9 protein-coding genes are annotated in these 13,614 nt (G+C 62.6%); 4 read left to right on the top strand and 5 right to left on the bottom strand.

The features are described 5' to 3' along the window. The first annotated feature begins 100 nt into the window (after window positions 1-100). The 3 genes from VQ071_RS06230 to VQ071_RS06240 all read left to right on the top strand — a co-directional run bounded on the left by VQ071_RS06230 (window position 101) and on the right by VQ071_RS06240 (window position 3,011). A complete protein-coding gene (locus VQ071_RS06230) occupies window positions 101-1,180 on the top strand; it encodes a branched-chain amino acid aminotransferase (RefSeq protein ID WP_340513030.1) in 1,080 nt (359 codons plus the stop codon). 327 nt (window positions 1,181-1,507) lie between these two features. Then, on the top strand, window positions 1,508-2,626 hold the full coding sequence (locus VQ071_RS06235; RefSeq protein WP_340513031.1) for an MBL fold metallo-hydrolase: 1,119 nt from the start codon (window positions 1,508-1,510) through the stop codon (window positions 2,624-2,626). An 85-nt stretch (window positions 2,627-2,711) separates the two neighbouring features. Then, on the top strand, window positions 2,712-3,011 hold the full coding sequence (locus VQ071_RS06240; RefSeq protein WP_340513032.1) for a hypothetical protein: 300 nt from the start codon (window positions 2,712-2,714) through the stop codon (window positions 3,009-3,011). 372 nt (window positions 3,012-3,383) lie between these two features. Here VQ071_RS06240 and VQ071_RS06245 read toward each other — a convergent pair whose 3' ends face one another. The 5 genes from VQ071_RS06245 to VQ071_RS06265 all read right to left on the bottom strand — a co-directional run bounded on the left by VQ071_RS06245 (window position 3,384) and on the right by VQ071_RS06265 (window position 10,672). Continuing rightward, complete coding sequence (locus VQ071_RS06245) at window positions 3,384-4,265, bottom strand: ABC transporter ATP-binding protein (protein ID WP_340513033.1); 882 nt, start codon at window positions 4,263-4,265, stop codon at window positions 3,384-3,386. 3 nt (window positions 4,266-4,268) lie between these two features. Continuing rightward, on the bottom strand, window positions 4,269-7,172 hold the full coding sequence (locus VQ071_RS06250; RefSeq protein ID WP_340513034.1) for an ABC transporter permease: 2,904 nt from the start codon (window positions 7,170-7,172) through the stop codon (window positions 4,269-4,271). A 26-nt stretch (window positions 7,173-7,198) separates the two neighbouring features. After that, window positions 7,199-8,254 (bottom strand): efflux RND transporter periplasmic adaptor subunit, encoded by a 1,056-nt coding sequence (locus tag VQ071_RS06255; protein WP_340513035.1) that lies wholly within the window; start codon window positions 8,252-8,254, stop codon window positions 7,199-7,201. Beyond that, window positions 8,241-8,933, bottom strand: coding sequence for an ABC transporter ATP-binding protein (locus VQ071_RS06260; RefSeq protein WP_445293264.1), 693 nt, complete (start codon window positions 8,931-8,933; stop codon window positions 8,241-8,243). The genes VQ071_RS06255 and VQ071_RS06260 overlap by 14 nt, the downstream gene beginning before the upstream one ends. 263 nt (window positions 8,934-9,196) lie before the next feature. Beyond that, entirely contained in the window at window positions 9,197-10,672 is a 1,476-nt protein-coding gene (locus VQ071_RS06265; protein WP_340513036.1) for a glycosyltransferase, read from the bottom strand. A 94-nt stretch (window positions 10,673-10,766) separates the two neighbouring features. Between VQ071_RS06265 and VQ071_RS06270 the strand changes: the two genes are divergently transcribed. Next, window positions 10,767-13,403, top strand: coding sequence for a choice-of-anchor A family protein (locus VQ071_RS06270; RefSeq protein ID WP_340513037.1), 2,637 nt, complete (start codon window positions 10,767-10,769; stop codon window positions 13,401-13,403). Window positions 13,404-13,614: the final 211 nt, after the last annotated feature.

The raw sequence follows: 13,614 nt of genomic DNA on the forward strand, positions 1-13,614 counted from the left end.
TTGCAGGTATGATGTCCGTCCAAAATAGATATTTCAAATATATCTCTATTGTCGATATGCTACAATCAACAACTTCAAACACAGGGAGGAAGAAGGAGCGATGGAACGGGACACAACAGGCTCCGCCAAGCTTCGCGAGCTGCAGGCGCGTCCGGGCGGACTTGGCTTCGGCCGATATTTTACGGATCATATGCTGGTCATGGATTGCGAGGAAGGGACGGGATGGCAGCCGCCACGCATCGTGCCGTACGGACCGCTGGAGCTGGACCCGGCGGCCAAGGTGTTCCACTACGGGCAGACGGTGTTCGAGGGGATGAAGGCGTTCAAGTGGGGGAGCGACGGGCAGGCGAGGCTGTTCAGGCCGCTGGAGCACATTCGGAGGCTGAACCGCTCGTGCGAGCGCATGTGCGTGCCGCCGCTAGATGAGGCGACGGTGCTTGATGCCGTGCAGCGGCTCGTGGCGCTCGAGCGGGACTGGATTCCCGAAGACCCCGGGACCGCGCTGTATATCCGCCCGTTCGTCATCGCGACGGAGCCGCTGCTCGGCGTGGCGCCTTCGCGGACGTATCGCTTCGTCGTCATCTGCTCTCCCGTGGGCGCTTACTATGAGGAAGGCATGCACCCCGTATCGATCTACGTGGAGACGGAGCATGTGCGCGCGGTAGCGGGCGGCGTGGGGGACGCCAAGACGGCGGGCAATTATGCGGCCGGACTGAAGGCGCAGGAGGCGGCAAGCCGCCTGGGCTGCTCCCAGGTGATGTGGCTGGACGGCATCGAACGCCGATACGTCGAGGAAGTGGGAAGCATGAACGTGTTTTTCCGGCTGGGCGACGAGGTCGTCACGCCGCCGCTTGGCGGCAGCATCCTGGCCGGCGTGACGCGCGACTCGATCATACGCCTGCTGCGGGACTGGGGCGTCGCCGTGCGCGAGCGTACGATCGCCATCGGCGAGGTGATCGAAGGGCTGCGGAGCGGTGCGCTTGTCGAGGCGTTCGGCACGGGGACGGCCGCGGTCGTCTCTCCGATCGGCAGCCTGCATTGGCAGGGCGAGCGGCTGACCGTCGGCAGCGGCGGGACAGGCGAGCTGTCGCGGCGCTTGTACGATGCGCTCGCCGGCATTCAGCGGGGCGAGCTGCCGGATGCGCACGGCTGGATGGCGACCGTGAAACCGGAGTGCTGAGCTGGATGGCGATCGTGAACCCGGATCGCTGAGCTGGATGGCGATCGTGAACCCGGAGCGCTGAGCCGGATGGCGAGCTTGTACGATGCGCTCGCCGGCATTCAGCGGGGCGAGCTGCCGGATGCGCACGGCTGGATGGCGACCGTGAATCCGGAGCGCTGACGCGGGGCCGCTCGATGGCGAACCGGGCCCGGTGATGATATCATCGTGGTACCGGCCTGCCAGTCGGCCGCAGCCCGCGCCGCGCGACATGATCGCCGCAGCGCAGGGCGGATCGGCTGGCGGCCGATCGCCCGGCCAACAGCCAGAGAGAAGGTCATGCATTTTATGCTTATTCTGCTTATCGTCGTGCTCGCCGCCTTGCTGCTGGCTGCGACTGTATACGCGGTGACTACTTTTGATCCTGTGTTCGGGGCGCATGCCTACCGGGATGCCGGGCATCGTCTGCACCGCTCCCTCCATTTTCGAGAGGGCAAGTTCCGCAATCTGATCCCGACCTCGATGGTGTCGTCTACGGCGGACAAGCTGTCCATGCTCCGCGACTTCGTCAAGCGGCGGCCGAATGCGCGGCCCGCCCCCGGACGGGTGCCTGTCGTCCAGCTCGACACGGCGCAGCTGGGCGGGCGTCCGGACCAGCTGCGCGTGACGTGGCTGGGCCATTCCGCCGCGCTGCTCGAGATCGGCGGCCGCGTGCTGCTGCTCGATCCGATGCTCGGCCGCGCGCCCTCGCCGTTCCCCCGCTTCGGCGGCAAGCGCTACGCGGACTCCGCGCCCTTCGAGATCGCGGCGCTGCCGCCGATCGACGCGGTGATCTTCTCCCACGATCACTACGATCATCTGGATTACGGCACGATCCGCACACTGCATCCCAAGGTCGGCCGGTTCATCGTGCCGCTCGGCGTGGGGGCGCATCTGCGCCGGTGGGGCGTGGACGAGGAACGGATCGAGGAGCACGACTGGTACGAGACGTTCGACTGGGCGGGCTTCCGGCTCGCCTGCATGCCCGCGCGGCATTTCTCGGGCAGGGGCTTGACCGGCAGGGATGCGACGCTCTGGTGTTCCTGGATCATCGAGGGCGGCGGGCACAAGGTGTTTTTCAGCGGCGACAGCGGCTACGGCCCGCATTTCGCGGACATCGGCGAGCGGTTCGGCCCGTTCGACCTGACGCTCGTCGAGTGCGGCCAATACGATCCCCGGTGGGCGGCGATCCATATGACGCCGGAGGAGACGGTGCAGGCGCATATCGACGTCCGCGGCGCGGTGCTGCTGCCGATCCACTGGGGCGCATTCACGCTCGCGCTGCACGATTGGAACGATCCGATCCGCAGAGCCTCGGCCGAGGCGGCGAAGCGAGGCGTGCGGCTGATCGCGCCCCGGATCGGGGAGACGGTGACCGTGGACGAGGCGGAGCCCGGAGCTTCGCCGGCATGGTGGAGCGACATTTGAAATTAAGCGGCACTTGTTGCCCGTAATGCCTGATATCGGCCAAGGAGCTCGTCGATGGGATCAGGGCTCTGGCGGGGAGTGTGAGGTGTGGAGCGTTGAGTGGGGAGCGTTGAGTGTAGAGTGGGGAGTAGGGAGTAGGGAGTGTGCAAAGCCTGCATCCGTGCAGGCTTTTAGCGGACCCGATGTGCCGCAGCAGAAAAGCCTGCAAAACAGCATCAATTTAGCCGCGAAGTTTGAAATCACGACAGAAAAGGGACAAAAGCCTGCAGATTTGCATCTTTTATCGTTCAAGGCACGCCATGAACTAAAAAAAGATGTTAAATTGCAGGCTTTCGTTTTGTCTTTATCGAATGCGCGAAGCGCACGCACGGGAGGCATCGTCTGATCGCGCACTGTTGTGCGAAATCCTAACCGACTCGAAGGTGTGAAAAGGCGAAAAGGCCGTTTTTTTAGAAACGAAAACAAAAAATGATTCACTGATTAAAAATGGTCAGTGGTACACGCCGATCGAGGGAGGCGCGATTAGCAAGGGATAGCCGCTGCCCGAGTGTACCGCGCAAAAATGCATGATGGATACCGCCGGTTGGGAAAGTGCCGCCGATCGGACGCTTTATCCTGCACTTTTGTGCGATAGTCGCCCGCGGTTTGCCCAAATGCAGCGCTCCCCCGCACTTTGCAGCGCTCCCCCGCACTTATGCAGGGGAGTCTCCAGCCGATGGCGCTCTGCACGCCGTCCCCCGCAAAGCCGGACAAGCGATCAGGCCCCCTCGTCGGGCGGCGATAATATAATCTTGGCATCGCCCAGCTCCAGCTTGACCTTGTTGGTGTCCTTGATGCCGATCGAGCGGAGATAGTCCGCGGGCACCTGCAATCGGCCGGCTTTGTCCAATATCGCATATTCGACATGCGACTCTTCCTGCGCCAGGCCCAGCTCCAGCTCTCTCAATTCCTCCTCGTACGACCTGCGCCTTAGCATCTCCGAGCTGATCTTGCCGTCGCGGATCGCGACGACGCGGTCGACCTTCTTCGCGAGCAGCGGATCGTGCGTCACGATGACGATGGTCAGGTTCAACTGCCGGTTGAGGTCGCGGAACAGGTCGAGGATCTGCTCGGCCATGCGCGAGTCGACCGAGCCGGTCGGCTCGTCGGCCAGCAGCAGCCGGGGCTGGTTGGCGAGTGCGATGGCGATGGCGACGCGCTGCTGCTCGCCGCCCGAGAGCTGATGCAGCTTGCTGTGCGCTCTATGCGTGAGTCCGACCGCTTCCAGCAGCTCGAGCGCCCGCAGCCGCTTGCGTCGTCCGGACAGCAGAATGGGCAGCTCCACGTTCTCCAGCGCCGTCAGGTAAGGAATGAGGTTGCGTGCGTTGTTCTGCCAGACGAAGCCGACGCTCTCGCGTTTGTACCGCACGAGCTCGCGCTCCTTCATCTTCAGCATGTCCCTGCCGTCGACCGAGAGGCTGCCCGCCGTAGGGCGGTCCAGTCCGCCGAGCATGTTGAGGAGCGTAGACTTGCCGCTGCCGCTGTTGCCGATGATCGCCATCAGCTCGCCGTCCTCGACTGTCAGATCCAGCCCTTGCAGGGCGAACACCTCAAGCTCCGAGGCTTTGTATATTTTCACCAATCCGTCGCACTGGATCATCGATTAGTCCTCCCCCAGCTTGAGCGCTTGATGAATCCGAATGCGCGTCAGCATGAATCCGAGTATGCCGAGTCCGACCGCCAGCATGAAGAACACTGTCGAGTAGAGCCTGATATAGTCCAGGCGCGCGAATATAACCTCGAAGGGCGGTACGAGCGTGCTCGGGTTGAAGGCGATCTGGAAATGAGGCACGTACAGACGCGCGGCCAGATTGCCGACGACGATGCCGATCAGGATAGCGACGCCCGATGTCAGCAGCTGCTCCACGATCAGCATCCCGGTCATCTGCCGGACGGACAGGCCGAGCGCGCGCATGACGCCGTTCTGGAGCGCGCGTCCGCGGAGGGACAGCACCCAGTACAGCATGAAGCCGACAAAGCTGACGAGGATCGACAAGATGAAGCCGAGCGTCAGGATGCCGTTCAGCGCGAGCAGGAACGGGTCGTTTTTGGCCTCGATAAGCTCGGTCTGCGCGTTGCGTACGGAGGTGACCGCAATCGGGCTCTTCCTCAACGCCTGGTACAGCGCGGACGACTCGAAGCCGGGCTTCATCCTGAGCCACACCTCATAAGGCTCAAGAGCAAGCTGGAACTGGATGCGGGACAGATGGCCGACGATGAGCATCGGCGCATTGGTCTGCGTTTCTTCGTCGCCGGCTGTCACGGACCCGGTCGGCGGCAACGGATTGAAGGTCGGGAAATAATCTACCGTGCCGTACACGGTAAAGGGCTGCTGCGGAACGTTGTCCCATCCGATCCAGATCGTATCGCCTGGCTTCAGCTTTTTTTGCTTCGCGAGCGAGCTTGAGATGAGCACAGCCTTGGAATCCCCGGCGATCAGATTGAGATATTGATAGAACGGATGCGCGAGGAGACTGTCCTTGAACCAGGCGGCACGTCCGAAGTCGTCCGTATCGATGCCGATCAGCGTCGCGCTGCCCGTGCTGCTCTCCCCGTCGGAGCTGCTCGCCGCGCTGAAGCCTACCGATTTCCTGAATACTTTGGCCGCCTGTTCGACGTCCGGCAGCTTGGTGTACGGCTCGAAGGACGGCTCCAGATAGTGAATGACGCGGGAACCGGATGTCTGGGGCTGCTCGAATGCCGAAGGGCCGCCGGGCGTGGGAGGCGGAGGCTTGTCGTTGGGCCATTCGGCCGTCACGATGATGTCCGAACCGGCCGCGTAGCGGATGCGGTCGGTCGTATTGCCGTTGATCGTACGGGCGGCGCTCGCGCCGAACAGGCCCGTGGCGACGGTCAGGATGAGGAACACCATCAGAAACTGATATTGGCTGTTCGACCGTCCGACCTGAATGAGCGTGTAGTAGACGGACGGGCTCCACCATCTGCGGCCCGCGACATAGATCAGCCTCAGAATGTACGGATACAGCCTGAGCAGCAGGAGGCCGCCGCCGAGAATGAACAGGGCGGGCACGACGAACTGAAGCGGATCGATCCGCAGATCGTCCGTGCCCAGCCCGAGGCGCTGAATGTCCTGCAGTCTCGCACGGAACGTATACAGCCCGTAAATGGCCAGCGCCAGTGCGATCACGTCCAGGCACAGTTTGTGCCAGAGCGGTGTCTTGCCCTGGCGGGCCAGCTGCTGCTTGTGGCCGACGATGTTCGCTCGCGTCGCCACTGCGACGGACAGCATGAGCATGAGGAACGAGGCGGCGGCAGCGTAGGCGCCGTATCGGTAAGCCTCGGCCGTCAGGTGGACCGGCAGTCCGGTGCGCTGTACGAAGGACAGGAATCCGTTCGAAGCGCCGAGGAGCTTGGTGAGCAGCAGGCCGAGCGGCGGCCCTGCGGCGAGCGCCAGTCCGCTTAGCAGCAGGCCCTCGACGGCGTAGGAGAACAAGATCTGCCAGCGGGCCGCGCCGCGGCTACGGAGTACGGCGATCTCGTTTTTCTGCCGGCCGGCGATCAGATTGGACACCATGAACATATAGAAGCCGAGCATGATCAATACGGGCATGTTGAGCGACCACACGAGCTTCTGAATCTGCACCGCACGTTCCTGATAGCGTTCGATCGTCTTCTCCGCAGGGAAGGTAAACTCGGTTCTGAATCGTGCGACCTTGCTGTTCGTCGTATTCTCTATCTGCTTGGCAGCCGCCTCGAATCTGCCGATGCCGGACACTTCCAGCTTGGCGTAGTCCAATACGACGTACCATCCCGCGGTCAGCACCGGGACGATGCCCGCCTGCACGAAGTCGCGATCGAACAGCTGCTCGTCGACGATAAAGGATTGCGAGAGCGACGAGAGCGAGGGATTGCGATAGTAGGGGTCGTCCTCGCGCAGCGGCTCGATGACGCCGACCGGCTTGATCAGTATCTGGCGCTTCAGCTTGTCGCTGTCGACGACGAGCACGGTGCCGAGTACGGCTCTGAAGTTGTTCAATGCCGCTTCGGTCACGAGCGCTTCGTAGATGCCGTCCTTCGCTTCGGTTGAAGGCAAGGTGCCGTCCTTCAGGCGGATATGCTGCCCCAGTCCCTCCAGACTTGTGAAGCGGCCGTTTCTGCTGGCGTTTTTGCGTTCCTTCTCGGGTGTCCCTTGGCGGTAGACGTTGAACCTTTCCGTATTCGATTCCCTCGCCACATTCATGATCGGCAGTCCGAATCCGGGGGCGCCTTCTTTTCTGACGTAGGCATCGAGATCGGATATGATCTTGCCGCGCTGCGCCGTCGTCTGACTGTCGAACGACACGCGCGACCAGATGGAGCCGGGATAGACGAGCGTCTTCTGCTGGGCGGCCTGCAGATCCTTGACCAGCATCCGCGAGAGCGTAGCTTCCTTGTAGATCGGCATGCTGCTGACGAGCGCTACGGACATTAGAATGCCGAGGAACAGACTGATCACTAGCCATATATTTTGCGCCATCTTGCGCAAGAGCATGACGAACAAAGCCATGGTGCGAGCCTCCCGATGCACGATTTCTACTGCAGTACGACGACGTCGCCTTCGGACAGCCCGGTGACGATCTCGGCCTCTGTCGAGGCGGAGATGCCCGGCTCGACGTCGACCTCCCGAAGGTTGCCCTCTCGCAGCACGCGCACGTAGCTGCGGCCCATGGCGTTGCGCAGCCCGCTGCGGGGAATTTTGATGACATTGTCTTTGTGTTGGAGCACGATGCGGATGTCGGCGCTCTGGCCGATCTCTATGCCTGCGGGCAGTTTGGGGACGCTGAAATACAGGGTCGTCGCATACTTCTCGGCCAGCTGCTTGTTGGGCGTCTGCGGCGCGGTAGAGGGTGTCTGCGATACCTTCGCTTCGAATTTGACTTGTTTGTTGTCCGCGCCTTTAATGGAGACGTCGGCCTTGAAGCCGATCTCGGCTTTGCGCGCCTGATCGCTGGTCGCCCCCGACGTCACGAGCTGCAGCTTCGACTGATCCGCGACCTTGACGATCGTCTGATAGCTATCCACATAATCGCCGGGCTCAAGCTCCTCCACGAAGACGACCTGCCCGTCGATCTTCGAGCGGAGCAGCTTGCTGTCGTACTGCTCGCGCAGACGGTCGAATTTCATTTGCTCGACATCTCTCTGCAGCGTAGCCACCCGAAGCGTGGTCCGGCTCTCCTCGTCCTTCTTGTCGCCGGCTTGCTTGGTTGCCGATCTTAGCGCCGTCTGGGCCCGCAAGAGCGCGATCTCTTGCTCCTTGAGCCGGAGATCCAGGTCGTCCAGCACCAATTCGGCGAGTACATCGCCCTTTTTAACCTGCTGCCCGGGTGTGACGTTGATCTTGGAGATGCGCCCGCCAGTGCCGGTGAATTGGGCGACATCGAACAGCAAGGACTCGAAGGTGCCGCTCAGCGTGAGCGCATTTTCGATGGCGCCCTTGACGGCTTCGACCGTCTGGTAGTTCTCTGCGGCCGGCTTGACCAGCGGCGGGGCGAGCGCCTCCTCCTCGCGGGGGAACAGCGAGCAGCCTGCGAGCGTGGCGCCGAGCGCCAGCGCCGTTCCTGCCGCCACCAAGCGTCTATAGCGATTCAACAATTTGGCCATCCTCCAATTCGTATATATAGTCGACAATCTCCATGATGGCCGGATCGTGCGTCGTCATGACGATCGACAGTCCGTTGTGCTCGACGAGATCGCGGAACAGCCTGATAATGTGCAGGCCCGTCTTCGAATCCAGCTCGGCCGTAGGCTCGTCCGCCAGCAGCATGCGCGGCTTGTGGGCGATCGCTCTGGCGATGGCCGTGCGCTGCTGCTCCCCGCCGGACAGCTCGAAGGGCCGATGATGCATGCGCGGCTTCAGGCCGACCTGCTCGAGCGCCTGCAGCGCCGCTTCACGACGCTTCTCCTTGGGGCTGCCGCTGACCCGCAGCACGAATTCTACGTTCTCGTAGGCCGACATGAGCGGGAACAATGCGAACGACTGAAAAATCAAACCAATCTCGCTGCGCCGTACCGCATCCCGCTCGCCGTCGCTCATCGCGGTCAGATCCTTGCCGGCAAATTCGATCTTGCCTTCGGTCGGCCGATCAAGCGCGCCGAGCAGATTGATGAGCGTCGTCTTGCCCGATCCGGAGCGGCCCTTGAGCACGACCAGCTTGCCGGCAGGCACCGAGAGATTAATTCCCTTCAGCACCTCGACGGTTCCTTGTCCGCTGTTGAAGGCACGTTTGAGCCCGGTTGCGCGCACGATGTCTGCTGTATGCGTTTGCAAATTGAATGTCCTCCTTGGCTTCCGCGCGACTTCGGCTACGCGAATGAACGGAATGGTTTTAATATAGAAAAAAATGGCTCGCTTGGCTACCCGTTGAAACTGTGAATTGTTGTTTTTTATAAGATTTCTGAAAAAAACGGCTCCTCAAACATATAAGAACGCTCCCGCCTTTGCGAATGTGCAAAGGGAGAGCGCTGCTTGCCTGGGGCAGAGAGGCGAGCCCGGCTACGACGGAGGCGTGCGGGAGTGGCGCTGGATAGGGCCTACTTGTCACCGGCATCCGCCATCTGCGTGGCTTCCGCATCGTCCCGCTCCGCAGCCATGCATTCCGCGAGCAGCGGGCGCAGCCGCTCCTCCCAGATCGCCTGCGGACTATAGCGCTGTCTGGCCGCCGTCTTGGCCTTCAGTACGGGATTGTCGGCGAGCAGCCGCATGATCCGGTCGGCATGTCCGCGCAGATAGGCCTCCTCGGACGGCTGGTAGGTCTCCACCGTATCGAAGCCGAAGTTGCGTGCGTCCCATCGCATCAAATACGCCCCGAGCGGCCGTCCCAGCTCGGCGAGCGCCGGGACGGCCTCGTTCAATACGAGCAGGTTGCCGCGGCCTGCCGCCTCGAGCACGACAAGCCCGAACGACTCGGAGTAGGAGGGACACACGAACAGATTGGCGAGGCCGAACAGCTCCATCACGCCGCGGTGCGGATAGCCGGTGGGCCAGCCGAGGTCCGAGGTGAACACGACCTCGGCGCCCGCCGCCTTCGCGCGGGAAATGTCCGTCGGCGCTTCAGCCCGGTCCCGGGCCGGGTCTTCGACCGCGTCGCCAACCTGACCGCAGCCTGCCGGTCCGTCCGCCTCGCCGTCCGCAAGCCGAGCCGCCCTGAGCTCCCCGGCGACACGCGCCGCCTCGAGCCGGACGCCCTGCTTGTAGGCGTCGGGGTCTACGTCCATCGACGGAAAATCGCAGCAGACGAGCGTGACCCGAAGGCCGGACACGCTGGCGAGCGCGGCGGCCAGTGCGGCGGCCTTGTCGAACCGCTTGGCCGGCGTCAGCCGCCCGGGATAGACGATCAGCACATCGGGCGACAGCAGATCGACGCTCGCCGCGAGCCGGCGTGTATCCTCGCTGCAGTAGGCGAGCGGATCGAGCCCGTTGGGCATGACCCGGCATGCCGACTCGGGCACGCCGTACTGCCGTGCGAGCGCGGGAATGCCGGATGCGGTGGGGTATAGGTGCAAGGTGTTCGGCATGGGCGTATAACGCGCGGAGAACGGCCATTCCGTCCGCCGGGGACGTGGAGCGGGGGCGGAGTGGACCATCGACAGGAACCGCAGGCGCGGCAGCGCGAGCTGGGCCCGCCTGACGGCGACGTTGTGCACGAGATGCCAGCCTTGATAGAGAATGTCATGCATGATGCAGACGTCCGCGTCCGCGAGCTTGCGGATCAGATCGCAAGCGATCGTCTCCGTCTCGGCCTCGAAGCCTTCATGCGTGCGTCCGGCGTGCTGCGTATAGTCCCGCCAGTGAATCTGGCCTCCCGCGCAGCGATTCGCGACCGGCACCCAGGTCAGCCGCTCGTCCAGATAGGCGCCGTACCGTTCCGATAGCGGGCAGTCCTCGGATACGAGCAGCCGGACGTTCATGCCCGCGTTCAGCAGCATGCGCAGCTGAAGCTCCGCCACCTGAACGAGCGAGTAGGTCGGCGACAAGCCGTTGAACATGGTGAGCACGGCAATATTCATATATTTTTTGCATCTCCCCGTACATGAATCTTCTTCATTTCATATGTCAGACGCGCATGGCCTATGCATAGGGACTGGCCGGAGCGTCGTACAGATGAAAGGAGAGACAGAGTGGAGGGATGAGATGGCTTGCGGCAATCTGGGTAGTGCTAACGACTTTAACCTGTTTATCTTCGGGGACCATACGCAGTCCAACGTGGATTCGGAGGGCAGAGTCGCCGTGGGCGGCACGGCGACCTACGCCAACTACGGCGTCGGGAATACGCTGCCCGTATCGACGACGCGTCCCGATCTGATCATTCAGGGCAATGTCAACATCACGAACGGCACGAACTTCGCGGGCAACACCGTTGTCTACCCGACCAGCACGGTTTTCAACTATACGATGACCAACAACAACGGCGTGCCGGGTCAGCCGCTGCGGGGAACGCCGATCGACTTTGCGGCGGCGGAGCTGGCGCTGACCGAGCTGTCGATCAATCTGGCCGCGATGACGCCGAACGGAACGGTGAGCAACAACTTCGGACAGATCGTACTCACCGGCACCGATCCGGTGCTGAACCTTTTCATGTTCGGCGGCAACAATGTCGACGGCCACGGCCTGAGGCTCGATTCGGCGAACGGCATCAACCTGATTGTGCCGGCAGGCTCGACGGTCGTGGTCAACGTCGGGGATGACAATGTCGGCTTTGGCAGCTACCAGACCTTTATCAACGGCGTAGCCGCGAACCGCAGCAATGTCTGTCCGATTCTCTGGAACTTCTTTCAGGCGGCGACTGCCTTCAATCAGAATATCGCTATCGCAGGCTCAGTGCTGGCGCCCAATGCGAACTGGCAGGCGAGGGGATTCGGCAACATCGACGGTACGATGGTGGCGGGCTCGCTCGTCAATGCGGGCGGCACGCTGGAGGCGCACGACATCCCGTTCTGCGGCTGCCTGCCTACGCAGCCGCCGCCCACGACGACGACCACGACGAGCACGTCCGAATTGCCTTTTACGACGACGACCACCACCACCACGACCACCGAACTTCCGACGACGACCACGACGACGACCACCACCGAGGTGCCGACGACGACCACGACGACTACCGAACTTCCGACCACGACCACGACGACGACCACCACCGAGGTGCCGACGACGACCACGACAACAGTCGTGCCGACGACGACGACTACGACGACGGCGGTGCCGCCGACGACCACGACCATCGTACCGACGACGACGACGACCCCCGTGCCGACGACGACGACCGCCTCGACGACGGCGCCGCCGCTGCTCGGACCGCGCATCACGGCGGTCAAGACTGCGAGCGTCCAGTCAGCGCGGCTGGGAGACATCATCCGATTCGTGGTTGTGGTGAGCAATACGGGGACGTCGGCAGGCGACGTCGTACTGAGCGACGACTTGCCGCGTGAGCTGCTGTTCATACCGGCCAGTGTCGTCATCGACGGCGTGCCGGCGCTGGCGCAGGATCTGAATGAGACGACGGTGCTCGGTACGCTCGTGCCCGGACAGACCGTGACTGTAGCGTTCGAGGCGATCGTTGCCGCCTATCCGCCCAGGGGGCAGGTCGTGAACGGGGGCTCCGTCATCGCGCTCGTACCGGGAACTGCGCCTCCGCTGTGCAGCCTGGGAGAGGCGATCGTGGGCTCGCCGCCTGGCGTGTATCCGATCCCGGATCAGATGCTGCCGGTCCTCCTCGTGTTCAAGCCTGGCGTGACACCGCTGCCGGGGCAAACGAGCACCACGGGTCCCGTCCTCATGCCGAACGGGTCGGTCGGGCTAGCCGATCCTGTGACGGTGCCGGGCATCACGCTGGCGCCGATCCGCGGGGTCACGCTCGGGGATCCGCTAGGCGTGCCTACGCCTATCGTTCAGTCGGCCCCGATCATCATCGCGATTCCGCAGCTCGTGCCGGGACCGAATTTGATCGTGTTCCAGCGCGCGTTCAACGATGCTTTCTTTGTCGGCCAGCGGATTACGTACAGCATCTTCGTCATCAACGACGGAAGCCTGCCGGTCATCGCCGCCACCCTGCGCGACACGCTGCCTCCAGAGTCCCGGTTCATCGACGGCACGGTTCGCGTGAACGGACAGCTCCGGCTGCAGGACGATCCCGGCTTGGGCATTCAGCTCGGACCGATCCCGTCGGCGGAGGGGACGGTCGTCCGCTACGACCTGCTGATCACGGGCAAGCCGGGCAGCGCGGCCGTCGTCAATTCGAGCCAAGTCAGCGCCACATTCCTGCGGCCGGACAATCAGGTCGAGGTCAGGCCGTATGCCTCCCGGCCGATCTCCAATCCGCTGCGGCCGGACGGCTTATTGCCCTTTTTCAGCCTGACCAAGCAAGCTTCCAGAACCCATGTGAACGTATGGGATACGTACCGCTACGACTTTTTCCTGCGCAACCTCTCCGGGAGCTTGCATGCGCAGAACGTCACGTTCTTCGATCGTCTCGCGGCGCCGCTTCAATTCGTCTCGGGCAGCCTCAGGCTCGACGGCGTCCCTCAGCTCGACCCGCAGGTCGGCCTGGCGATCGGGCATCTGGCGCCGGGACAGTCCCGGCACATCTCGTTCGAGGTCCGGGTCATGTTCCATCCGGTCGGCGACAGAATCGTGAATCAGGCGGGCATCTTTTTCGAAATCCGCTTCGACGGAGAATGCTATCGCGCGGGCGTACTGTCGAACGAGTCTGTCGTGTTCGTAGCGGAGGAAGAGGAGGAGTAGAAATCGACCCGGCGAACGGACGGATATTGCCGTTTGCCGGGTTTTCAAATGGCGGATTTAAATGATCCGGACGGCATTCGGGACAGCCTCGTCAGCAGTTTGATTCAAGGGGACGGAGCCGGAAAATGTTTGAAGTAATCGACTGGATTCGACAATTATTGCGGTTCGATCGTGATATGATTCGAAAGTGCTAACAGACGGTTGATTTGTG

Origin of the sequence: Cohnella sp. 56 (assembly GCF_037963805.1) — a bacterium.
Classification (GTDB): domain Bacteria; phylum Bacillota; class Bacilli; order Paenibacillales; family Paenibacillaceae; genus Cohnella.